At 41.7% G+C, this 22,455-nt stretch carries 21 protein-coding genes and 1 tRNA gene; 10 read left to right on the top strand and 12 right to left on the bottom strand.

The window, feature by feature from the left end; translation table 11 throughout:
• Positions 1-132 precede the first annotated feature (132 nt).
• Complete coding sequence (locus BKK48_RS05720) at positions 133-1,605, bottom strand: YdgA family protein (protein WP_077427188.1); 1,473 nt, start codon at positions 1,603-1,605, stop codon at positions 133-135.
• A gap of 265 nt (positions 1,606-1,870) precedes the next feature.
• Here BKK48_RS05720 and dnaK point away from each other — a divergent pair, with 265 nt between their 5' ends.
• Positions 1,871-3,766: a molecular chaperone DnaK gene (dnaK, locus tag BKK48_RS05715; RefSeq protein ID WP_077416313.1), complete on the top strand. Its 1,896-nt coding sequence runs from the start codon at positions 1,871-1,873 to the stop codon at positions 3,764-3,766.
• A 487-nt stretch (positions 3,767-4,253) separates the two neighbouring features.
• Positions 4,254-5,399: a molecular chaperone DnaJ gene (dnaJ, locus tag BKK48_RS05710; RefSeq protein ID WP_077427187.1), complete on the top strand. Its 1,146-nt coding sequence runs from the start codon at positions 4,254-4,256 to the stop codon at positions 5,397-5,399.
• Positions 5,400-5,624: 225 nt separating this feature from the next.
• Here dnaJ and BKK48_RS05705 read toward each other — a convergent pair whose 3' ends face one another.
• The 4 genes from BKK48_RS05705 to modA form a co-directional block, all read right to left on the bottom strand.
• Positions 5,625-6,953 carry an L-cystine transporter gene (locus tag BKK48_RS05705; RefSeq protein WP_077427186.1) on the bottom strand — a complete coding sequence of 443 codons (1,329 nt, stop codon included), beginning with the start codon at positions 6,951-6,953 and terminating at the stop codon, positions 5,625-5,627.
• A gap of 103 nt (positions 6,954-7,056) precedes the next feature.
• Complete coding sequence (gene modC / locus BKK48_RS05700) at positions 7,057-8,112, bottom strand: molybdenum ABC transporter ATP-binding protein ModC (protein ID WP_077427185.1); 1,056 nt, start codon at positions 8,110-8,112, stop codon at positions 7,057-7,059.
• Positions 8,099-8,827, bottom strand: a complete 729-nt coding sequence (gene modB, locus BKK48_RS05695) for a molybdate ABC transporter permease subunit (RefSeq protein ID WP_077427184.1) — start codon at positions 8,825-8,827, stop codon at positions 8,099-8,101. The genes modC and modB overlap by 14 nt, the downstream gene beginning before the upstream one ends.
• A gap of 85 nt (positions 8,828-8,912) precedes the next feature.
• The gene (gene modA, locus BKK48_RS05690; RefSeq protein WP_077427183.1) at positions 8,913-9,677 is read right to left on the bottom strand and encodes a molybdate ABC transporter substrate-binding protein; all 765 of its coding nucleotides are present in this window, start codon (positions 9,675-9,677) and stop codon (positions 8,913-8,915) included.
• A 137-nt stretch (positions 9,678-9,814) separates the two neighbouring features.
• Here modA and BKK48_RS05685 point away from each other — a divergent pair, with 137 nt between their 5' ends.
• From BKK48_RS05685 to BKK48_RS05650, 8 genes are all read left to right on the top strand, one after another.
• Complete coding sequence (locus tag BKK48_RS05685) at positions 9,815-10,582, top strand: TOBE domain-containing protein (RefSeq protein ID WP_077427237.1); 768 nt, start codon at positions 9,815-9,817, stop codon at positions 10,580-10,582.
• A 110-nt stretch (positions 10,583-10,692) separates the two neighbouring features.
• Positions 10,693-11,373 (top strand): TIGR00153 family protein, encoded by a 681-nt coding sequence (locus BKK48_RS05680; RefSeq protein WP_077427182.1) that lies wholly within the window; start codon positions 10,693-10,695, stop codon positions 11,371-11,373.
• 25 nt (positions 11,374-11,398) lie between these two features.
• A complete protein-coding gene (locus BKK48_RS05675; protein ID WP_077427181.1) occupies positions 11,399-12,661 on the top strand; it encodes an inorganic phosphate transporter in 1,263 nt (420 codons plus the stop codon).
• A gap of 100 nt (positions 12,662-12,761) precedes the next feature.
• Positions 12,762-13,370 carry a TIGR04211 family SH3 domain-containing protein gene (locus BKK48_RS05670; RefSeq protein ID WP_077427180.1) on the top strand — a complete coding sequence of 203 codons (609 nt, stop codon included), beginning with the start codon at positions 12,762-12,764 and terminating at the stop codon, positions 13,368-13,370.
• Positions 13,371-13,417: 47 nt separating this feature from the next.
• Positions 13,418-14,668, top strand: coding sequence for a multifunctional CCA addition/repair protein (locus BKK48_RS05665; RefSeq protein ID WP_077427179.1), 1,251 nt, complete (start codon positions 13,418-13,420; stop codon positions 14,666-14,668).
• 64 nt (positions 14,669-14,732) lie between these two features.
• On the top strand, positions 14,733-15,353 hold the full coding sequence (gene lolB, locus BKK48_RS05660; protein WP_077427178.1) for a lipoprotein insertase outer membrane protein LolB: 621 nt from the start codon (positions 14,733-14,735) through the stop codon (positions 15,351-15,353).
• Positions 15,353-16,270, top strand: coding sequence for a 4-(cytidine 5'-diphospho)-2-C-methyl-D-erythritol kinase (gene ispE / locus BKK48_RS05655; protein ID WP_077427177.1), 918 nt, complete (start codon positions 15,353-15,355; stop codon positions 16,268-16,270). The genes lolB and ispE overlap by 1 nt, the downstream gene beginning before the upstream one ends.
• 17 nt (positions 16,271-16,287) lie before the next feature.
• Positions 16,288-17,235: a ribose-phosphate pyrophosphokinase gene (locus tag BKK48_RS05650; protein ID WP_077427176.1), complete on the top strand. Its 948-nt coding sequence runs from the start codon at positions 16,288-16,290 to the stop codon at positions 17,233-17,235.
• 543 nt (positions 17,236-17,778) lie between these two features.
• Here BKK48_RS05650 and BKK48_RS05645 read toward each other — a convergent pair.
• The 7 genes from BKK48_RS05645 to BKK48_RS05610 all read right to left on the bottom strand — a co-directional run bounded on the left by BKK48_RS05645 (position 17,779) and on the right by BKK48_RS05610 (position 22,358).
• On the bottom strand, positions 17,779-17,994 hold the full coding sequence (locus tag BKK48_RS05645; protein WP_244154871.1) for a BrnA antitoxin family protein: 216 nt from the start codon (positions 17,992-17,994) through the stop codon (positions 17,779-17,781).
• Entirely contained in the window at positions 17,991-18,275 is a 285-nt protein-coding gene (locus BKK48_RS05640) for a BrnT family toxin (protein WP_077427174.1), read from the bottom strand. Before BKK48_RS05640 ends, BKK48_RS05645 begins: the two co-directional genes overlap by 4 nt.
• 555 nt (positions 18,276-18,830) lie before the next feature.
• Positions 18,831-18,916, bottom strand: a tRNA-Leu gene (locus BKK48_RS05630).
• A 21-nt stretch (positions 18,917-18,937) separates the two neighbouring features.
• On the bottom strand, positions 18,938-19,282 hold the full coding sequence (gene secG, locus BKK48_RS05625; RefSeq protein ID WP_077427173.1) for a preprotein translocase subunit SecG: 345 nt from the start codon (positions 19,280-19,282) through the stop codon (positions 18,938-18,940).
• A gap of 109 nt (positions 19,283-19,391) precedes the next feature.
• On the bottom strand, positions 19,392-21,356 hold the full coding sequence (locus BKK48_RS05620; RefSeq protein WP_077427172.1) for a DNA topoisomerase III: 1,965 nt from the start codon (positions 21,354-21,356) through the stop codon (positions 19,392-19,394).
• A 9-nt stretch (positions 21,357-21,365) separates the two neighbouring features.
• On the bottom strand, positions 21,366-21,968 hold the full coding sequence (recR, locus tag BKK48_RS05615) for a recombination mediator RecR (RefSeq protein WP_077427171.1): 603 nt from the start codon (positions 21,966-21,968) through the stop codon (positions 21,366-21,368).
• Between the two features lie 60 nt (positions 21,969-22,028).
• The gene (locus BKK48_RS05610; protein WP_005629464.1) at positions 22,029-22,358 is read right to left on the bottom strand and encodes a YbaB/EbfC family nucleoid-associated protein; all 330 of its coding nucleotides are present in this window, start codon (positions 22,356-22,358) and stop codon (positions 22,029-22,031) included.
• Positions 22,359-22,455: the final 97 nt, after the last annotated feature.

Raw genomic sequence — 22,455 nt, 5'->3', positions numbered from 1 at the left:
CCGGTTTGTTCACCGCTCACGAGCTGATGAGCCAAAGTTCAAAAACCTTATCTTTTTTGACCGCACTTTAAAAGCAAAAGGAGATAAATAAACTTTATCTCCTTTTCTTTCAAAGCCTGCCGTTAAGTAGCATTAACGTGGCATCATCGCCCCCATTAGCAACATAAAAATCACACCTTGCACTTGTTCTTCCGGCACAACTTGATCATTTAATTTCAATTCACCCTTTTCAAGCACGAGTTTCATTGTGACAGATTTTTCACTATTAACAACGATACCGTTATTCGCGCCTTCTACCGCCATTTCCTCAATTTTAGCCTTAATATGCGCGTTATCTTCTTCCGGGGCGAGTTTCATCATAAGATTTTCAGCCGTTGCCTTATCGAGATGAATATTCACCGCAAAATCAGTAAATTGTTGATACAAATTACCACGCATGAAGTCAAACTTAGGATTTTTGGCTAACGCAATATTCATTTCTAACGCGACTTTTCCTTGATTATCGGAAATAGAGAGAGGATTAAGTTTAACCTGTGGTTGATTGTTAAAAATCGTCATCCCATATTGTTCAAGCCACTTTTCAACCCATTGATTGGCTTCCAGCGTATCGCCCATCTTTCCCTCTTTAAAGGCTTTCACAAGCGCTTCCAACAAGCCATTCATCGCATTCGCTTCAAGGTGATTGAATTCAAAATTGTAGGCGATTTTCCCCAAGTCTTTATTATCAACAAGTAATGTTTCGATATCATTTGTGCCTTTAAGACTTAAAAAATCACCATCTAAGGTGACTTCAGAGCTACCTTTTACGCCTTTTTCCACAAAAGACATCGCCTTGCCTTGCTGATCCAAATAGGTCATTTCCGTACTGTCAATGGAAGATGTGCCTTTTCCTGTGTAGAGATAGCCCCATTTTGTTGGTGCAAAAGTGGTATTCAAGGTAATCCCTTTCCACTGATATGTTGCGGATTGAAGGTTAGCCCCATCATCATTCAGGTTTTTGGTTTCAAATAACACATTGCCAATTGAGGTATCGTACCTGCCCGAAAGATCTTGATTCACATCAAAACCCATCACCACATCCGACCAAAACAATTTATTTTGTTCTGATTTAGGATCAATAAATTCCCCCTCGAGGAGCTTTAATTCCCCTTTTGTGGCTAAACCATAGCTTGTTGAGGCTTGATATTGAATAGGTTTATCCGATTTAACCAGATCAAACAAAAGCTGTGTCGTTTCATTTTTGTCAATGCTCCCCTCTAACGAAAACATTGCCGGCATCAGGTTAAACTTTGCCAATTGATTTACGGGAAGTGGCCCATAATAAAAGGTTGTTGAAAAAGGGATTGACCATTGTTTTTCTTCGTTCGGCAAAGAAATCACCACTTCATCTTTCACTTGAGCGCTGAAAAAGCCCCGTTCAAATTGCTTATTTTTAAACTCAATCTTTAAGGCATCAGACAACCCCAAGGTTTGAAACCGTTGATTGGCCTGCTCAATTTGGCGTAGATATTCTGCTTCTGCTTTTTGACCGGTAAACCAAGTGCCGCCTAGCCAAGCCGCCCCCAGCACAGCCATCATTCCAATCGCAATTTTTGATTTTTTCATTCCTTATCCTTTTGATAATCAACACAAAAAACGTACCAATTCTACCGCACTTTTCTTTTTTCTCCAGTAGTTTATAAAAAAACGTGCTTCTCCCCCTTGAAGTTTGATCCTTTGCACTTATCTTGCAAAACAAGGACGGAAACCACCGCACTTTTTAGAGGAAAATAAAAAATTTTTACTTTTCTCTTGAAATGCGAAGAAGTATCCACATCTTACAATTCGTAATGAATTACACTCAATTTAAAAATTTACTTAGGAGAAAAAAATGGGAAAAATTATTGGTATTGACTTAGGTACGACTAACTCTTGTGTAGCCGTGATGGATGGTGATAAACCACGCGTCATTGAAAATGCAGAAGGCGATCGCACCACACCGTCAATTATTGCTTACACCAATGACAACGAAACATTAGTGGGTCAACCGGCAAAACGCCAAGCAGTGACCAACCCAAAAAATACCTTATTTGCAATCAAACGTTTAATCGGTCGTCGTTTTGAAGATGATGAAGTCAAACGTGATATTGACATTATGCCATTTGAAATCACTCGTGCAGACAATGGCGATGCCTGGGTCAATGTGAAAGGCGATAAACTTGCACCACCACAAATCTCTGCCGAAGTGTTGAAAAAAATGAAGAAAACCGCCGAAGATTTCTTAGGCGAGCCGGTCACCGAAGCGGTTATTACTGTACCGGCGTACTTTAACGATGCACAACGTCAGGCAACCAAAGATGCCGGTCGTATTGCAGGTTTAGAAGTTAAACGTATTATTAACGAACCAACGGCTGCAGCATTAGCCTATGGCTTAGATAAAGGTCAAGGCAACAAAACTATCGCTGTGTATGACTTAGGGGGCGGTACGTTCGACTTATCCATTATCGAAATTGATGAAGTCGGTGGTGAAAAAACCTTTGAAGTATTAGCGACAAACGGTGATACCCACTTAGGGGGTGAAGACTTTGATACACGTGTCATCAACTACTTAGTAGATGAGTTCAAAAAAGAGCAAGGTGTTGATTTACGCAATGATCCACTGGCAATGCAACGTTTAAAAGAAGCGGCAGAAAAAGCGAAAATCGAACTTTCTTCTGCGCAACAAACGGATGTTAATCTTCCTTACATCACAGCAGATGCTACCGGACCGAAACATTTAAACATTAAATTAACCCGTGCGAAATTAGAATCCTTAGTGGAAGACTTAGTAGCGAAATCACTTGAGCCAATTCGCATTGCGTTAAAAGACGCCGGTCTTAGCGCTTCTGAAATTGACGATGTGATTTTAGTGGGCGGTCAAACCCGTATGCCACTTGTACAACAAGAAGTGGAAAAATTCTTCGGCAAAGCACCTCGTAAAGATGTTAACCCGGATGAAGCAGTGGCAATCGGTGCAGCCGTACAAGGCGGTGTATTAGCCGGTGATGTGAAAGATGTATTATTGTTAGACGTGACCCCATTATCATTGGGTATCGAAACCATGGGCGGCGTGATGACCACCTTAATTGAGAAAAACACCACGATTCCAACGAAAAAATCGCAAGTGTTCTCAACAGCGGAAGATAACCAAAGTGCAGTAACCATTCATGTGTTACAAGGTGAACGTAAACAAGCCTCAGCCAATAAATCCTTAGGTCAATTTAACCTTGAAGGCATTAACCCAGCTCCTCGTGGTATGCCACAAATTGAAGTGACCTTTGATATTGACGCAGACGGTATCATTCACGTTTCAGCGAAAGATAAAGGCACCGGTAAAGAACAACAAATCACTATTAAAGCCTCTTCCGGTTTAACTGATGAAGAAATTCAACAAATGGTGCGTGATGCGGAAGCCAATGCGGAATCCGATCGTAAATTTGAAGAATTAGTTCAAGCACGCAACCAAGCGGATCACTTAGTACATAGCACCCGCAAACAATTGGAAGAAGCCGGTGATAAAGTGCCTGCAGCAGATCGTAGCGTAATTGAAAGTGCTTTAAGTGACTTAGAAACGGCAGCAAAAGGTGAAGATAAAGCGGTGATTGAAGCGAAAATCCAAGCTCTTGCCGAAGCGGCTCAGAAACTCGCACAAACCGCCCAACCACAAGGCGAACAAGCTCAAAGCAACAGTAAACCAAATGATGACGTTGTTGATGCTGAGTTTGAAGAAGTGAAAGATAACAAATAATCCATTTGTTAATACTAACAAGGGCGTTGCAAAACGCCCTTTTCGTGTATTTACTTTATAAAAAAGTGTGGTTGATTTTCACTGTATTTTAAATCTCCCCCTACCCCCCTCTTTATAAAAGAGGGGGAACTCGGAGAAAAAATAAAATGGGGTCCCCGTATAAATTGCCTGCCCGACTTACCATTTTTAGGAAAATTTGTACTGTTTGAGCCGAAGGCGAGTTTACAAATTTTCCGTTAAGAAAATGGTAAAAAAGGGCAGAAAAGCGATTTATCCAGGGTGTGTTTCTTTTGCCTACTTTGCTTTGCACAAGCAAAGACAAAATCTGCAAGATTTTGAACGTTGGCTCTGCCAACGGCACAAAGTGCAAGTGTAACGCAGTAAAAGTAGGTCGCCTTCAGGCGAAACCTGATAGAAGGTCGCTTTAGGCGAAATCTAAAATAGAGAAATCAACCTTAAAAAATAAAAAGCTAAATGGAAAAACCTAATGGCAAAACAAGACTACTACGAACTTCTCGGCATCTCAAAAGGTGCAGATGAAAAAGAAATTAAGCGGGCTTATAAAAAGCTGGCGATGAAATATCACCCTGACCGAACTCAGGGCGATAAGGAAAAAGAAGAAAAATTTAAAACCATTCAAGAAGCTTACGAAATTCTCAGCGATAAAGAAAAACGTGCAGCCTACGATCAATATGGCCATGCTGCCTTTGAGCAAGGTGGTTTCGGCGGTGGTGGATTTGGCGGCGGTTTCGGTGGTGCGGATTTTGGTGATATTTTTGGCGATATGTTTGGTGATATTTTTGGTGGTGGCAGCCGTAGTCGCCAACGTGTCGTGCGTGGTGAAGATTTGCGTTACGATCTTGAAATCAGCTTAGAAGAAGCGGTAAAAGGCACCACCAAAGATATTCAAATTAATACCCTTGCCCATTGTGATAGCTGTGACGGCACAGGCGCTGAAAAAGGTTCAAAAGTGGAAACCTGTCCAACCTGTCATGGTGCAGGGCGTGTTCGTCGTCAACAAGGTTTCTTTGTATCCGAAACCCTTTGTCCAACCTGTCACGGTTCCGGTAAGAAAATTGAGAAACCTTGTCATGTTTGCCATGGCGAGGGGCGGGTTCACAAAAAAGAAAACCTTTCCGTTAAAATTCCGGCAGGGGTTGATACCGGTAACCAACTTCGCTTAGCCGGCAAAGGCGCAGCAGGCGAAAATGGTGCACCGGCAGGTGATCTCTATGTGGTTATCCATGTCAAAGAGCATCATATCTTTGAGCGTGATGGCAACAACCTCTATTGTGAAGTCCCGATTAGTTTTGCCACGGCGGCATTAGGGGGGGAAATTGAAGTACCTACTTTAGACGGTCGGGTAAAACTCAAAATTCCTGCTGAAACCCAAACAGGGAAATTATTCCGCATGAGAGGAAAAGGGGTGAACGCCCGTGGCTATGCCGGTGATTTAATTTGTCGCATTGTGGTGGAAACCCCGGTGAATTTAAACAGTAAACAAAAAGAATTACTCAAAGAACTTGAAGAAAGTCTGCAAGGAAAAGGATTAAGCAAACACAGTCCGAAATCCTCCGGCTTTTTAGATGGGGTGAAGAAATTCTTTGATAATCTCGGGAAATCCGATAAATAAATACATCAACATCAAAGCCCGCATTTAGCGGGCTTTTCATTTGGCTGAGAAAAATACGGTCATTTTTGACCGCACTTGATGATTTAAACGGAATGTAAAACCACAAAATAGAAATATCAATGAAATGTAGGGACACACTGCGTGTGTCCGCTATAAAATCAAATCATTTCACTATGCTAAAATTCGGACACACGCAGTGTGTCCCTACACCAGATTAAAAATTATTTATTCTTTTAATTTCAACCATTTACTGCTTAATGTTCCGGCTGTCATTGCGCCGTTGACATTTAAGGCAGTACGTCCCATATCAATAAGGGGTTCGATTGAAATCAATAGACCGACTAATTCTAGTGGTAAGCCTAAGGTTGAAAGTACCACAATCGCCGCAAAGGTTGCCCCACCACCGACACCGGCAATACCGAAAGAAGAAATCGCCACCACAAAAACCAGTGTTGCAATATAACTCACACTAAAAGGATCGATCCCAACCGTAGGGGCAATCATGACCGCTAACATCGCAGGATAAATCCCCGCACAACCATTTTGCCCAATAGTTGCCCCAAAGGTGGCGGAGAAATTCGCAATCGCCGGATGATTACCCAATTTGTCCGTTTGCGTTTCGATATTTAATGGAATGGTGGCTGCACTTGAGCGAGAGCTAAAGGCAAAGGCGAGCGTAGGCATCACTTTTTTGTAATATTGAATTGGGCAGATACCTGATAACAAAAGTAATAAGCCATGCACCATAAACATCAAGAAAATCGCCAAATAAGAAGCAACAATGAAACTCCCTAAATTGAGAATATCCACCCATTTGGAGGTTGCCGCCATTTTTATCATTAAGGCAAAAACACCATAAGGGGTTAAACGAATGACAAAGCGGACTAAGCGTGCCACTAGTTTATTCAGTGTTTCCACACCCTGTGTAATACGATCGCCCAATTCCTGATTTTCTTTACGCAAACTCAATGCCGCTACCCCTAGAAATGCAGAAAAAATCACCACACTAATAATGGAGGTTGGATTTGCTCCTGTTAATTCAGCGAAAGGATTTTTAGGAATGAAAGAAAGCAACATTGCCGGCACACTTAATGCGTTAATTTGATCCGCACGGCCTAATACTCGGGTTTGCGCAGCAAGTTCACGTTCTCCGGCAATCAAGCCTTCTGCCGTTAAGCCGAATACCTGCACCATAATAATGCCGATAAAGGCGGCAATGGCGGTGGTGACAAGCAAGACAGAAAGCACGCTGAGGCTGATTTTACCTAAAGATCGCGCCTCATTTAATCGAGTTATCGCCGATAAAATTGAAACGAAAACTAATGGCATCACGATCATTTGTAATAAACGAACATAGCCACCACCAACCAGATTAATCCAGTCTAATGCGGTTTTAAGAGTTTCCTCATCCGACAAATTTTGGAGCAATGCCCCAACACCTAAGCCCAGCACTAAACCAATAAAAACCGTTTGTCCTAATTTTTGTGTTTTTTTATAAAGATAACCTAAGAGTATACAAATCAGCACAAATAGCGCTAAAGTAAAAAATAACATATTTATATTCCTTTAGAGATTGACATGCTGGTTATTAAATAACCTTCTTTATAAAAGATCTAATCGTTTTTAGTTATAGCTTATACTTTTATGGAATATCATATTAAACAACAGATACCGCTTTTATTTGCACATAAACATTCAGCCCAACACTCAAGCCTAATTCATTTTGCGCCCATTTGCTGATGCTTGCCCAAAGTTGATGTCCCTCCACTAACACGGCAATATCAACACGGGTATCCTGTGTGTCAATTTGTACAATTTGACCCTGTAAAAGATTACGAATACTGGTTTGTTGGGGTTTCTGCAAAGCAATTGAAACATCAGAACTATAAATACAAATACGCACAGGTTCACCGGCTTTCGCCTTCACTTGATGAACCCAAAGTAATTGGTTTCCCAAGGAAAGTGCGGTCATTTTGTAAGAAGGATGATGTAAATGCACGGGTAAGGCGAAAACACTACTCTGTTCATTATCCCCTTTCCAAGGGGCAAAAACCTCGGTGTTCCAAATCCGCTCGACAGCATCATAGGCTTTGACTTTTCCGTTTTCCATTAGTACCACTCTGTCGGCCAATCGCAATAATTCCTCAAGACTGTGTGTGACATACAAAATAGGAATATTAATTTCTTGAGAAAGTCGTTCCAAATAATGCATTAATTCCCGTTTACGAGGTAAATCTAAAGCGGAAAGGGGTTCATCCATCAATAACATGTCCGGATCGGTGAGTAACGCACGCCCAATGGCAACACGTTGCTTTTCTCCCCCTGAAAGAGTGAAAGGATAACGTTTCAATAAATGGCCGATACCAAGTAATGCCACAATATCTTCAAAGGCCGCTTTTGAAACATTTTTCGCTCCATAACATAAGTTACCTTTCACTGTGTAATGAGGAAATAGGCGGGCATCTTGAAACACATAACCGATTTTACGCAAATGAACGGGGATATTTTGCTGGGTTTTGCTATCAACCAACGTGCGGTCATTTAATCGGATAAAGCCCTCATCAGGTTGGGTAAGTCCACTGACTAAATTAATCAATGCGGTTTTGCCTGCACCGGATAAGCCGAAAATAGCGGTGACCCCTTGAACGGGAAGCTGTAAATTTGCTTCCAAGGCCAATTTTCCTAGTTGTTTTTTGATATTAATTTGTAACATTGCCTTGCCCTAATTGTTTCTGCATACGTTTACTCAGCCATTCCGAGGCAAGTAAGGCGATAAATGAAAGGATAACCGCAAAAAAACACAAACGGGCCGTTTGAGCTTCCGCCCCCGGTGTTTGAATAAACGAGTACATCGCCAAGGGAATGGTTTGGGTTTCACCGGCAATATTGGAAACAAACGTAATGGTCGCACCAAATTCCCCTAATGAACGGGCAAAGCCCAGTATTACCCCGGCTAAAACGCCCGGTAGTGAAAGAGGCAAAGTGATAGTAAAAAAGACACGCCACGGAGAGGCCCCCAAAGTTTGAGCCGCCTGTTCAAGACGAATATCAATACTTTCAAGGGAAAGACGAATCGCCCTAACCACTAAAGGAAAAGCCACCACGGCCGAGGCCAATACCGCCCCTTTCCAACTAAACCCAAAAGAGAGACCAAACCATTGATATAAATATTGCCCAATAAATCCATTTCGCCCCATTGCGACCAGTAATAAATAGCCAATGACCACAGGCGGTAACACCAAAGGCAAATGAATTAGGCCACTTACCAAGGACTTACCATAAAAATGTTTACGAGCCAAAAGCCAAGCCACAAAGATAGCCAACGGCAAACTCCAAAGCATAGCATGAAAAGCCACCGTCAAACTCAGGCGAATAGCATCGGTTTCTAAGGGGCTGAGATGAAATAGAGAAAGAAACTGTGTGAGCAAATTACATTTCCTTACTTACATGATATTTTGCTGAAAGAGAGAATCTTAACAAAAGGGCAAACACTTGCCCTTTCTTTCATGCCATTTATTTCACGGAAAACCCGTAACCTTCAAGCACTTGTTTGGCCCGCTCAGAATTAAGATAGTTGAAAAAATCACGGGAATCCGCATTATCGTGATCTTTTAAAATTGCCATAGGGTACATGACCGGTTTATAGCTCCCCACAGGAAATACCCCCACCGTTTTCACCTTTTGGCTCACTTTGGCATCGGTGCCATACACAATTCCATAAGGGGTTTCCGCCCGTTCCACCAAGGCCAATGCGCCACGCACATCTTTGGCTCTGGCTAAACGATCTTTGACTTTATCCCACAAATTCAGTTTAGTTAAGGCTTCTTCTGCATATTGCCCTGCCGGCACATGAGCCGGATCGCCAACGGATAAATAATTATCTTTTAAGGCACCCAACCATTCACCTTTGGAAATCTCCACAGAATCGACCGCACTTTTCAGCGGGGCAATCAACACCAATTCATTTCCCGCTAAGGTTTTTTCCGTTTCTTTTAGCGTAAAATTTTTCTCCGAAAGATATTTCATCCACTTATTGCTGGCTGAAACGAAAATATCCGCCGGTGCCCCCTCCTCCACTTGTTTTGCCAAGGTTGAAGAGGAAGCAAAAGAAAACACCACCTCATTTTTAGGGTTTTGTTTGGCATAGTCTGTGGCGATCTTCTGTAACGCATCGGTCATTGAGGCAGCTGCAAACACGGTAACTTTCGCTGAAGACGCCAAGGAAATACCAAAACCTATCACCAAAAGTGCGGTTGAAATTGAGGTTAATTTTTTCATTTTTTTCTCCTTAGCTTATCGAAACTCGTTATTTATTTTATTATATATCGAAATAAAAAAATAGCGATACGGAAAAATAGGTTTTTATCATAAAATAGCTAATGCCATATTACTCTTAAGGGGTTGTCAGAATGTCTGTGAAAAATACTGAAATTTTACTCACCATAAAACTTCAACAAATGCTTTTTATTGATCCGAAACGGGTTCGGCTGCTCAAAGAAATCGAGCAATGCGGTTCCATTAACCAAGCAGCAAAAAATGCTAAAGTCAGCTACAAAAGTGCTTGGGATCATCTCGAAGCCATGAACAAACTCAGCCCCTCCCCTTTGTTAGAACGCAATACCGGTGGAAAAAATGGAGGCGGGACAGTTTTAACCAATTATGCCAAACGCTTGCTCCAACTTTATGATCTCTTAGAGAAAACCCAAGATCATGCCTTCAATATTTTACAAAATGAAACTATCCCTCTCGACAGCCTACTTGCCGCCACCGCGCGCTTTTCTTTACAAACGAGCGCACGCAATCAATTCTTCGGCAAAGTGGCATACCAGCGAATGGTCAATTCCCGCTGTATTGTCGATGTCAACATCGAAGGATTGAAAGCCCCCTTGCAGGTTTCTATTACCCCCAAAAGTGCCTCACGTTTGAAATTAATGACAGAAAAAGAAGTGATGCTGATGATTAAAGCCCCTTGGGTGAAAATCACTCCTCAACCCTTGGAAGGTCAGACCAATCAGTTTCCCGTCAATATTAAATCCATCAATGAAGAAGAGGCCATTTTAGGTTTTAAGGAGAGCAACATCGAATTTTGTGCCAGCCTGACATCCCCCAACCAATGGCAAATCACTCAACAGGTTTGGTTGCATATCGATCCGGAACAAATTATTTTGGCGACATTAGAATAAATTTGTCATATCCGATGAGCATGATCGCTAAAATCAATTCTATTCTTTCGAATAAAAATCGGGTAATATTCGCACGAATTTCAACCCCACTGTTATGGAGTAAATGAGCTATGGCAATGAATAATATTCTTGGATTATTTGCCCACTCACCGTTAAAACCTTTGCAAAAACATTCCGACAAAGTCACTGAATGTTGTGATCTTTTAATTCCTTTTTTTGAAAAGACCTTCTCAAAGGACTGGGAAAGTGCAGAAAATGTGCGTTTAGAGATTTCCCAACGCGAACGTGAAGCAGATAGTCTTAAACGTGAAATTCGTTTGAAATTGCCACGAGGTTTATTCTTACCTATCGATCGCACCGATTTATTAGAATTGGTGACACAGCAAGACAAACTTGCCAACTTCGCCAAAGATATTGCCGGTCGTATGATTGGCCGTCAGTTTGGAATCCCTGAAGAAATGCAGGAAGATTTTTTAAGCTATGTTCGCCGCAGTTTAGATTCCATTCATCAAGCACATTTAGTCATTGCGGAAATGGATAAACTCTTGGAAACCGGTTTTAAAGGCCGTGAGTTACAGTTAGTGAATAACATGATTCAAGAATTAGACAGTATTGAAGACGATACGGATCAAATGCAAATTAAGTTGCGTAAAATGCTCTACACTATTGAAAGTCGTTATAACCCGATTGATGTGATGTTCTTATATAAAATCATCGAATGGGTGGGGGTCCTAGCAGACCAAGCACAGCGTGTCGGTTCACGCATTGAATTAATGCTAGCACGTTCATAACACGAATAGACAGAGGAAAAAAACGATGGAAATAATTAATCAATATGGTACATGGTTGGTGATTATCACCGCCGTATTTGGTTTTTTTATGGCCTTTGGTATTGGTGCGAATGATGTATCAAATTCAATGGGAACCTCTGTGGGTTCTGGTACTATTACCGTAAAACAGGCGATTATTATCGCATTAATTTTTGAATCTGCCGGTGCTTATCTTGCCGGGGGGGAAGTGACAAAAACCATCAAAAGTGGCGTTATCGATCCCATGCAATTTATTGATAATCCGGAAATTCTCGCTCTTGGCATGATTGCTGCCCTTTTTGCTTCCGGCGTTTGGCTCTTTATCGCCACGAAAATGGGTTGGCCGGTTTCCGGTACACACACCATCATTGGGGCAATTGTCGGCTTTGCTTGTGTCACCATCGGCCCGGGCTCGGTAGATTGGTCAACCATCGGTAGCATTGTGGGAAGCTGGTTTGTCACCCCGGTGATTGCCGGAATTTTGGCTTACGCTATTTTTGCCAGCACACAAAAACTCATCTTTGACACTGATCAACCCCTTAAAAATTCACAAAAATACGGTCCGTACTACATGGGGATCACTATTTTTGTGCTTTGTATCGTCACCATGAAAAAAGGCTTGAAACATGTTGGCTTACACCTTTCAGGAACAGAGACTTTATCTATTTCATTAGCAATCAGCCTTATCGGAATGGTTTTCTTTCACTTTTACTTCCGCAGTAAAACTTTCGCTCAATCCGCTACAAAAGGTACATTTGGTGCAGTGGAAAAAGTATTCAGTATTTTAATGCTTTTAACGGCCTGTGCCATGGCGTTCGCTCATGGTTCTAATGATGTAGCGAATGCGATTGGCCCACTTTCAGCCGTCGTTTCCATTGTTGATGAAGGCGGCAAGATTGTTGCAGAAAGCACGTTAGCTTGGTGGATTTTACCATTAGGTGCATTAGGTATTGCCGTAGGACTGCTTACTATGGGAAAAAAAGTGATGGCAACCGTCGGCTCAGGTATTACCGATTTAACACCAAGCCGTGGCTTTGCTGCTCAATTTGCCACAGCAATGACTGTAGTATTAGCCTCCGGTACCGGTTTACCAATCTCGACCACACAAACCCTTGTGGGAGCAATTTTAGGGATTGGCTTTGCCCGTGGTATTGCAGCATTAAACTTAACGGTCATCCGCAATATTATCAGCTCTTGGATTGTCACCCTACCAGCCGGTGCGTTCTTCTCTATCGTCATTTTTTATCTCTTACGGGCGATTTTTCACTAATTAAATAACTGATTAAAAAAGTGCGGTTAAATTTGACCGCACTTTCTTTCTCAATAAAAGTCTGTATTAATGTGACTTAACATAATTTTAAAGGATAATGATGAAAAAAATCTCTACAATACTCTCAGCGATTTTACTCGGTTCAGCCATCAATTCTGCTTATGCAGAAACCCAATATGTGACAGAAAATCTAAATACTTATCTTCGCCGTGGTGCGGGTGATCAATTTAAAATTGCAGGGGCCATTCAATCAGGAGAGCAGGTTAACGTGTTGGATCGACAAGGTAAATACAGCCTTATTCGTGACAGCAAAAACCGTGAAGCTTGGATTTTAACGTCCGAACTGAGTAACACGCCAAGCAGTAAACTCGAAAATCCAAAGTTAAAAGCCCAAATTCAAGAATTAACCTTAAAACTCAATCATTTAGACAGCGACTGGCAACAACGGACGGTGGAAATGCAACGCCGTACCAAACAATCGGAACAGCAAAGTAGCGAATTATTAGAACAAAATTCTCAGCTTAAACGTGAGTTAGAGATCGTCAAAAACAAAAATCGGGATTTGGAAGCCATGCTTGATGTAGGCAAGCGTGAAATTGCTATTCAATGGTTTATTTATGGCGGTTCTGTACTAGGCGTAGGTTTATTACTTGGTTTAATCATTCCGCATATTTTACCAAGACGTAAACGTCGTAATGGCTGGGCATAATCAGTAACACCGAGCATCCGTTCGGTGTTCTTTTTTAAGGAAAATCCATGGAAATCTATTTAGTGGGGGGAGCCGTTCGGGATCAGCTCCTCGGTTTGCCGGTTAAAGATCGGGATTGGGTGATCGTTGGGGCGACACCGGAACAATTATTAGCACAAGGCTATCAACAGGTAGGTAAAGATTTTCCTGTTTTTCTCAATCCCAAAACCAAAGAAGAATATGCTTTAGCGAGAACAGAACGAAAATCCGGCAAGGGTTATACAGGATTTCTCTGCGATTTTTCAGAACATATCACACTAGAACAAGATCTTATCCGCCGAGATCTCACCATCAATGCCATGGCGCAAGATAAACAAGGTAATCTTTATGATCCCTATCAAGGCAAACAGGATTTAGATAAACGAATTTTACGCCATATTTCCCCAGCCTTTGCAGAAGATCCCTTGCGGGTTCTACGGCTGGCCCGCTTTGCTGCCCGTTTTCATCATTTAGGCTTTCACATCGCACCGGAAACCCTTCAATTAATGGAAAATCTGGTACAAAGTGGTGAACTCTCACATTTAACCGCAGAACGGGTGTGGCTTGAAACAGAAAAAGCACTCAATGAAAAACACCCTGAAATTTATTTTGAGGTATTACGTCAAATTGGTGCCTTAAGCATCCTTTTCCCGGAACTTGATGCCCTGTATGGCGTGCCAAATCCCCCACAACATCACCCGGAAATTGATAGCTTTGTGCATACGATGTTAGTGTTACAGCAAGCGGCGAAACTCACAGAAAACCAAAGTCAGCTCAACAAAAGTGCGGTGCGTTTTGCGGCAATTTGTCATGATCTTGGTAAAGCCCTCACGCCGAAAGAAATCCTGCCTCATCATTATGGGCATGAGCAAGCGGGCATTAAACCGACCCGAACCCTCTCTAAACGGTTAAAAGTGCCAAGTTATTACCAAGAACTGGCTGAGCTGAGTTGTGAATATCATACTCATATTCACAAAGCCTTTGAGCTTCGCCCTGAAACGGTGATGAAACTGTTTAATCGTTTTGATGTGTGGCGAAAACCGCAACGATTCCAAGAATTTCTTTTCCTGTGCCTTGCCGATACACGAGGACGAACCGGTTTTGAAATGCGGGAATATCCACAATGGGATTATATTCATGCTCTACTAAAAGCTGCAAAAAACGTGGACGTACAGCAAGTGATTGCAGATGGTTTTGAAAAAGAAGGTATTCGAGACGAACTCAATCGTCGTAGAACCAAAGCGGTGAGCGAGGCTAAAAATGCCTATAATCCCCAATAAAACGAGCTTTACTAAGTATATTTAACCTCTTAAAATAGCGGCAATTTTCAACTGAGTATAATGCATGAAATCATTAAAATTTTTAACCGCACTTTTTATTGCAACAATCCTGAGTGCCTGTACCTTAGATGCAGAGCGTCCAACCAATGTGCAATATCTTGATAAAACCGATGCCGCTTGGCAACAGCACTTACAAAAAATCGAAAAAATCCGGCAATATCGTGCCAAAGGGCAAATCGGTTACATTAGCCCGACAGAACGTTTTTCCAGCCGTTTTGAATGGCAATATCAACATCCACAATCCTATACCCTTAAACTCTATTCACTTATCAGTAAATCCACTTTATTGATTGAAATGCAACCACAGGGAATGACGATTTCAGACAATAATGGCAATCGACAGTCGGCACGCAATGCCAAATTATTACTGCAAGAAATGATCGGTATGGATATCCCCTTAGAACATCTCGCTTATTGGCTGAAAGGACAACCTGCCGTCAATTCTGATTATAAAGTGGGAATGAATCATTTGCTCGGCACTTTCAGTTATCCTCTTGAGGGATCTACTTGGACAGCGGATTATTTAACTTACCACACAGAAAATGCCATGCCGGAAAATATCTTACTGAAAAACCAAAATACCGCCCAGACCCTAAAAATCCGTGTGGATGAGTGGATGTTTTAATGAAAACGCATCAATTTTCGACCGCACTTTCTTCACCCGATTTACTTGGAAAACCTCGGCGTTTTCCAAGCCCTGCAAAACTCAATTTATTCCTTTATATCAACGGAAAATTGCCCAACGGCTACCACGAATTACAAACCCTCTTTCAATTTCTTGATTTTGGCGATTGGCTCAATATTGAAGTTTGTGAACAAAGTAGCGATATCCTTATCACACCGGAAATTCCTCATTTAAAAACCGAAGATAATTTAATTTACCGAGCGGCAAAACGTTTGCAGGAAAAAGCCCGTATCACCCAAGGGGCAACCATTCATTTAGAGAAAATCCTTCCTATGGGAGGCGGTGTCGGAGGCGGGTCTTCCAATGCGGCCACCACACTCCTTGCCTTAAATGCGCTTTGGGGAGCGAATTTATCCCTTGATGAACTCGCAGAAACAGGATTGGAACTAGGAGCCGATGTACCTATTTTCATCCACGGCCATGCAGCTTTTGCTGAGGGCGTAGGCGAAAAAATCACTTACTGCCATCCACCGGAAAAATGGTTTGTCGTGTTAAAACCGGAAAGTGCGATTTCCACCGCAGTGATTTTCAGTGATCCGGATCTCCCCCGTCACACCCCTAAAAGACCCTTAGATGTGCTACTTTCTTTGCCTTACGAAAACGATTGCCAAAAAATTGTGTTAAATCACTATTCAGACGTTGAAAAAGCCCTGAACTGGTTGCTACAATATGCGCCGGCAAGATTAACCGGAACCGGTGCTTGCGTATTCGCTGAGTTTAATAACGAGGCAGACGCCCAAGCATGCTTTCAACAAAAACCAAAAGAATTATTCGGTTTTGTTGCGAAAGGACTCAATGTTTCGCCGTTACATCAACTGTTGAAACGCCACAATCTCCCTAACTCATCGACAATTTAACCTGAGGTTATAACAAAATGCCAGACATTAAACTCTTCGCGGGTAATGCCACACCTGAACTTGCAAAACGTATTTCAGAACGTTTATATATTTCTCTTGGCGATGCGACTGTTGGTCGTTTCAGCGATGGCGAAATTCAAGTTCAAATCAACGAAAACGTACGGGGAGCGGATGTCTTTATCATCCAGTCAACCTGTGCCCCAACCAACGATAATCTAATGGAATTAATCGTGATGGTGGATGCATTACGCCGTGCTTCCGCTGGCCGTATCACTGCGGTGATTCCTTATTTCGGTTATGCACGTCAAGATCGTCGTGTCCGCTCAGCCCGTGTACCTATCACCGCTAAAGTGGTGGCGGATATGCTTTCCACCGTGGGAATCGACCGTGTCCTCACCTGCGATTTACACGCAGAACAAATCCAAGGTTTCTTTGATGTTCCGGTGGATAACGTGTTTGGTTCTCCGGTACTCATTCACGATATTTTGAAAAAAGCCGATCTTGAAAACCCAATTGTCGTTTCTCCGGATATCGGTGGTGTCGTTCGAGCCCGTGCTGTTGCCAAACTATTAAACGACACGGATATGGCAATTATCGATAAACGCCGTCCACGCGCCAACGTGGCACAAGTGATGCATATTATTGGGGATGTGGCAGGACGTGATTGTATTCTTGTCGATGATATGATCGACACCGGCGGTACTTTATGCAAAGCGGCAGAAGCCTTAAAAGAGCGTGGTGCAAAACGGGTTTTTGCTTATGCGACCCATGCCGTCTTTTCCGGTGCAGCAGCGAAAAACCTAGCCAGCGATGCCATTGATGAAATCGTTGTAACTGACACCATTCCACTTTCTTCTGAAATGAAAGCCCTTGGAAAAGTCCGTGTTCTCACCCTCTCTTCTATGCTCGCTGAGGCAATTCGCCGCATTAGCAACGAAGAATCTATCTCAGCAATGTTTAGCTAACCCCTCTTCTAAAGTGCGGTCAAATTTGGCCGCATTTTCTCTATACTCCCTTATCAATACCCAATAAATCGAATTAATATTTGATAATCATAAAAACAATTCGATACTAAAAAGTTAGCGTTGCTATATTTAGTCTTCTGTTTTGGTACAATTTTTGGTGCAAAAGATGTAAAACAGCTTATTTCAGATGATAAATACTGATTATTTGCCTATATCATCATTGGATTTTGGTACAGTAAATAGAACGTTTTTAATATTCTACCCCATTGAAAATAAAACTTTTAGAAAAGTAAAAACAAAAAAGAAATTACAAAAATATACTAAAATCAAAAGTCACTCACAAAAATAGCTATTCTTTAAATAATTATTAGGGCCATAAAGCGAGAGGCAACCAATAGTGATCAGCTCAATTTAGCAGCTTAAATTTTCCCTTTTTACAGTGCTGGTAAAATCAGCAAGAGCCTATCCTTCGTTTGCGTACTGCCGACAAACCTCCAATCAAAAAGGCTTAATGCACTGCACTAAGCCTTTTCAATCCCTTCTCTACCAAGTCATTTTTAATTTACGCCCTTGTTCAACACAATCTTTTAAATAAAGGTTAATCAATGTTTGATAGGGTAATTTCATTTCTTCTGCCAAGCCTTTGAAATAATCTATGGTTTCGTCTTCAATGCGAATGGTAACCACTTTTTTAGATTTTAGATTATTGGCATAAGGATTTTTCACTCCCTTGCTGAAGTCATATTCTTCTCTCATCATTTCCCCCTGTATTGGTTAATTTCTCGTTTGGTTGCTTTTCTTGCTGAGATAATTCGGATATTGTTATCTCGTTCACAATGCACCACTACAAGCACATTACTTTTTTCACTACACCCTAATAATAAAAAGCGCTCTTCTAAGAATGAGTGATCTGGGTCTGGAATTAATAATGCATCGTCATCATAAAAAATGCTGACCGCTTCAGTGAAATTAATTCCATGCTTTTTCTCGTTAATCTCTGCTTTGTGCTTATCCCACTCAAAGCCATCAATAGAAAACATAGCTACCCTTTATCGGTTAAAGAATAAATACATTATATTTACACAAAAGCAAAAAGCAATACGGATTTAGAAAAGCTTCCTATAGATCAGCCTAAGTCTTTCCACCACCTAAAAAATAAAAAAGTGTATATATACTAGAAAAATAGTAGACACACTGGGAATTCTAGAAAATTTATTTAAAATCAATAACTTAAATTTGATTTAAGAGTTTGATACACTGGGTAAGCAAAGTCTATTTTTGGTCACATGTTAATGATCATACAAATTCAGCAGATTTACTTATGCCTTTCTTACGCACTTGTGCACGCCATTTATTATTTCTTTTGATAAAAGTTGCCATGCTTAGTCTTCTATTTTTGGTGCAATTTTTGGTGCAAAAAGATTGTAAAGCAGATCATTTCAGATCATAAATACTGATCACTCTTACAGAAAACAACTGTATTTTAATACAGTTAAAAGAAAAATAGAAGTAGTTTATAGGTCTGTAATCTATTGAAAAATAAGGTATTTTTTAGAAAAGCAAAAACCCAATGCAAAGCATTGGGTTTTGTCATTTGGTGCTCTGGGCGAGACTTGAACTCGCACGACCTGTGGTCACTACCCCCTCAAGATAGCGTGTCTACCAATTCCACCACCAGAGCGTTAAATTTGTCTATTTTAATTTATTGTGGGATATCACTATTCTTATTATCTACTGCAGGTGCAACCTGTTGCTGTTGTTGAAGTTGTTCGGCTGCTTGGGATAAATCATCAAAAGTACCTTTTTCAACATTACCACGATGAGAGTTTAGGTTACCTAACACAAGTGCGATAACAAAAAATATGGTTGCTAAAATCGCACTGGTGCGTGTTAAAAAGTTACCTGCACCGGCAGAACCAAACATTGTGCCTGATGCACCGCCACCGAAAGAAGCACCTGCACTTGCGCCTTTGCCTTGTTGAACAAGGATAAAGCCGATCAACGCAATAGCTACAACAACATAAATAAATAAAAGAACTTGATACATTTTTTCTACTCTAGATTGCGTATTACGCAAAAAAACTGGGGCGAATAATATAAAGATTTTGTCCTCTTCGCAAGTTTTTTTTCTTTTTTATTATTTAATTGTATCAACTTTAATCAATTGCTTTTTCACGATGAACGGTTTTCGATTTTTTGACCGCACTTTTTTGTGTTTTTTCTGTTTTCTGTACCGTTTGGCTCACTCTGCTTAATTGCCTTAAAGCATTAAAATCAACAAAACGCACTAAATCCGGCAGCATTTGATTCACGCCATGCATAAATTGTTGGTAAGTAGCTTGCTTTTGGCTAATATCCGTGAGCTGGGCTTCCCAATGGGCTGTCATATCCGGTTGGGTGGCAATATCCGGTAAGGCCTGAATCAAAATTCTCCCGGTTTCTGTGCTATGAATATTACGCCCTTTTTTCGTTAAAAATCCCCGTTTAAAAAGCAATTCAATAATACCGGCTCGGGTAGCTTCTGTGCCTAATCCATCAGTTTCCCGCAGAATTTTTTTCAATTCTTTATCTTGCACAAAGCGGGCAATCCCTGTCATCGCAGAAAGCAAGGTGGCATCCGTGAAAGGTTTGGGCGGTTGTGTTTTTTTGCTGATCATTTCCCCACGTTCACAATACAAAATCTGCCCTTTCTTCACAATTGGCAACAAGGGTTCTGGATTTTCCGTATCGTCTTCTTTACCAAGCAGCGCTTTCCAGCCCGCAACCTGCAAATTGCGAGCCTGTGCGATAAAAGTTCCTCCCGCAATATTCAGAGTGATCTTGCTTTTACGATATTCTGCATCAGGGCAAAATTGCATCAAATATTGGCGGGCAATAAGATCATAAATATGGCGTTCTTCTTGGGTTAAATTTACTGCACGATTTTTCACCGTTGGAATGATGGCATGGTGAGCCTCCACTTTTTTATCATTCCAACAACGATTTTTTTGGTTTGTATCCACCACGCTTGGCAAGGTTTGATAGGTTTCACTGTGAACAGCAATGGCCTTTAAGACTTGCTGACGTTCGGCAAAATGCTCCTCCGGCAAATAACGATTATCAGAGCGGGGATAAGTGATTAAGCGGTGGGTTTCATAGAGTCGCTGACAAATGTCCAATACTGCTTGTGCTGACAGACCAAAGCGTTTTGCCGCATCAATTTGTAAGGCAGATAATGAGTAAGGCAGAGGAGCGGTTTCTTTCTCTCTCACATCTTTATAATCCGTCACTTCCGCCGGCTGTGACTTAATACGTTTTACCACATTTTCCGCTAAGGCTTTGGAGAGCACCCGCCCGTCTTCATCTTGATAATTTTCACACGCCTTGCTCGGTTGCCATAAGGCACTGAAAAGTGCGGTCGATTTTTCTGTTGTTTTTTCGACTTGCCCTTCAGGATTGATCCATGCCAGCACTTCATAGAAATCTTTCGGCTGAAAATGCTCGATGTCTAAATCTCGGCGTACAATCAAACCCAACACCGGGGTTTGTACCCTCCCCACAGAAAGCACGCCATTATAACCGGCCTGTCGCCCACGAATGGTGTAAGCCCTTGTCATATTAATGCCATAAAGCCAATCGGCACGAGCCCTTGCCAAGGCTGAAGTGGAAAGCGGAATAAAATTACGGTTCGGCTGTAATTTGTTAACGGCTTTTTCCACCGCACTGGGATTAAGATCACTGATTAAACAGCGTTGGATCTTATCACGCTTTTCTGCACTCAGCTTGGCATAGCTAAACACCTCATCCACCAAAAGCTGCCCTTCTCGATCCGGGTCACCCGCATTGACTAATTCATCTGCCTGATGAATAAGTTTTTCCACCACCGCCAGCTGCTTTTTCGCCTCTTTACGGGGCAAAAGTTGCCATTTTTCGGGAATGATAGGTAAATGTTCTAATCGCCATTGTTTAAATTTGGGATCATAAACATCGGGTTCGGCTTGCTCCAGCAAATGCCCCACACACCAAGTCACCACATCCTTATCGCCACATTTAATAAAGCCGTCACCACGTTGATGTGGTTTAGGCAACACATCGGCAATAGCACGCGCTAAACTGGGTTTTTCGGCGATAAATAAACGCATAAGAAAAGATTAATCGATTTGACGGCGACCAAGGAAAGAATGAGTAAGGGTTGTGCCATCAACGGTTTCAAGCTCGCCGCCCACCGGAATACCATGGGCAATGCGGCTCACTTTAATATTGTGTTGACGGCAAATTTCCGCAATATAATTTGCTGTCGCCTCTCCCTCAACAGTCGGATTGGTGGCGAGGATCACTTCGTGAAAAGATTCCTCGATCAACCGTTTTTGCAATAAATCCAACCCGATTTCACGAGGCCCAATGCCATCGAGTGGCGATAAATGCCCCATTAACACAAAATATCGACCGGAAAATTGCCCGGTTTGCTCAATGGCCTGAATATCCGCCGGCATTTCCACCACACAAAGTAAACCGGAATTTTGACGGCGAGGATTATTACAAATATTACACACCTCTTCTTCCGTGAAATCACGGCAATGGGAACAATGCCCGATTTTAGACATTGCCTCAGTAAGCGCCCGAGCCAAATTCATCCCACCACTACGATTACGTTGCAAAAGGTGATAGGCCATACGCTGTGCTGATTTTGGCCCCACACCCGGTAAACAACGAAGATTTTCAATGAGATGTTCTAAAAGTGGACTACTTTGCATAATGATAAATGAAAGGGAAAGTGGAAAGCGTGCGTGAAATCCGCTTCACGCACCCAATCATTAAAAAGGAAATTTCATTCCCGGCGGTAATGGCATACCGGCTGTGACCGAAGCCATTTTTTCTTTTTGCAATTCTTCCGCACGGCGTACCGCATCGTTGAATGCTGCGGCGATTAAATCTTCTAACATTTCTTTATCGTCTTCCATTAAAGAAGGATCGATATCAATACGGCGACAATTGTGTGCGCCATTAATGGTGATTTTCACCAATCCCGCCCCAGATTCACCGGTCACTTCAAGTTGTGCGATTTCTTCCTGCATTTTCTGCATTTTTTCTTGCATTTGTTGTGCTTGTTTCATCAAGCCGCCTAAACCGCCTTTTCCAAACATAATATTATCCTTTTAAGTCAAAAAATTAGGCGCATTCTAGCGAAAAAATTTGCCTTTGGAAACAGAGAAATTTATCATTCGCCCTTTTAAAACGACT

Origin of the sequence: Rodentibacter heidelbergensis, from assembly GCF_002000125.1 — a bacterium.
Taxonomy (GTDB): domain Bacteria; phylum Pseudomonadota; class Gammaproteobacteria; order Enterobacterales; family Pasteurellaceae; genus Rodentibacter; species Rodentibacter heidelbergensis.
This window is presented reverse-complemented; position numbering and strand designations above follow the sequence as displayed.

What these genes read in the sequence shown, in the direction of transcription:
- BKK48_RS05720 (WP_077427188.1), bottom strand. Translation starts at nt 1,605, where the DNA reads ATGAAAAAATCAAAAATTGCGATTGGAATGATGGCTGTGCTGGGGGCG.
- dnaK (WP_077416313.1), top strand. Translation starts at nt 1,871, where the DNA reads ATGGGAAAAATTATTGGTATTGACTTAGGTACGACTAACTCTTGTGTA.
- dnaJ (WP_077427187.1), top strand. Translation starts at nt 4,254, where the DNA reads ATGGCAAAACAAGACTACTACGAACTTCTCGGCATCTCAAAAGGTGCA.
- BKK48_RS05705 (WP_077427186.1), bottom strand. Translation starts at nt 6,953, where the DNA reads ATGTTATTTTTTACTTTAGCGCTATTTGTGCTGATTTGTATACTCTTA.
- modC (WP_077427185.1), bottom strand. Translation starts at nt 8,112, where the DNA reads ATGTTACAAATTAATATCAAAAAACAACTAGGAAAATTGGCCTTGGAA.
- modA (WP_077427183.1), bottom strand. Translation starts at nt 9,677, where the DNA reads ATGAAAAAATTAACCTCAATTTCAACCGCACTTTTGGTGATAGGTTTT.
- BKK48_RS05680 (WP_077427182.1), top strand. Translation starts at nt 10,693, where the DNA reads ATGGCAATGAATAATATTCTTGGATTATTTGCCCACTCACCGTTAAAA.
- BKK48_RS05675 (WP_077427181.1), top strand. Translation starts at nt 11,399, where the DNA reads ATGGAAATAATTAATCAATATGGTACATGGTTGGTGATTATCACCGCC.
- BKK48_RS05670 (WP_077427180.1), top strand. Translation starts at nt 12,762, where the DNA reads ATGAAAAAAATCTCTACAATACTCTCAGCGATTTTACTCGGTTCAGCC.
- BKK48_RS05665 (WP_077427179.1), top strand. Translation starts at nt 13,418, where the DNA reads ATGGAAATCTATTTAGTGGGGGGAGCCGTTCGGGATCAGCTCCTCGGT.
- lolB (WP_077427178.1), top strand. Translation starts at nt 14,733, where the DNA reads ATGAAATCATTAAAATTTTTAACCGCACTTTTTATTGCAACAATCCTG.
- ispE (WP_077427177.1), top strand. Translation starts at nt 15,353, where the DNA reads ATGAAAACGCATCAATTTTCGACCGCACTTTCTTCACCCGATTTACTT.
- BKK48_RS05650 (WP_077427176.1), top strand. Translation starts at nt 16,288, where the DNA reads ATGCCAGACATTAAACTCTTCGCGGGTAATGCCACACCTGAACTTGCA.
- BKK48_RS05645 (WP_244154871.1), bottom strand. Translation starts at nt 17,994, where the DNA reads ATGATGAGAGAAGAATATGACTTCAGCAAGGGAGTGAAAAATCCTTAT.
- BKK48_RS05640 (WP_077427174.1), bottom strand. Translation starts at nt 18,275, where the DNA reads ATGTTTTCTATTGATGGCTTTGAGTGGGATAAGCACAAAGCAGAGATT.
- secG (WP_077427173.1), bottom strand. Translation starts at nt 19,282, where the DNA reads ATGTATCAAGTTCTTTTATTTATTTATGTTGTTGTAGCTATTGCGTTG.
- BKK48_RS05620 (WP_077427172.1), bottom strand. Translation starts at nt 21,356, where the DNA reads ATGCGTTTATTTATCGCCGAAAAACCCAGTTTAGCGCGTGCTATTGCC.
- recR (WP_077427171.1), bottom strand. Translation starts at nt 21,968, where the DNA reads ATGCAAAGTAGTCCACTTTTAGAACATCTCATTGAAAATCTTCGTTGT.
- BKK48_RS05610 (WP_005629464.1), bottom strand. Translation starts at nt 22,358, where the DNA reads ATGTTTGGAAAAGGCGGTTTAGGCGGCTTGATGAAACAAGCACAACAA.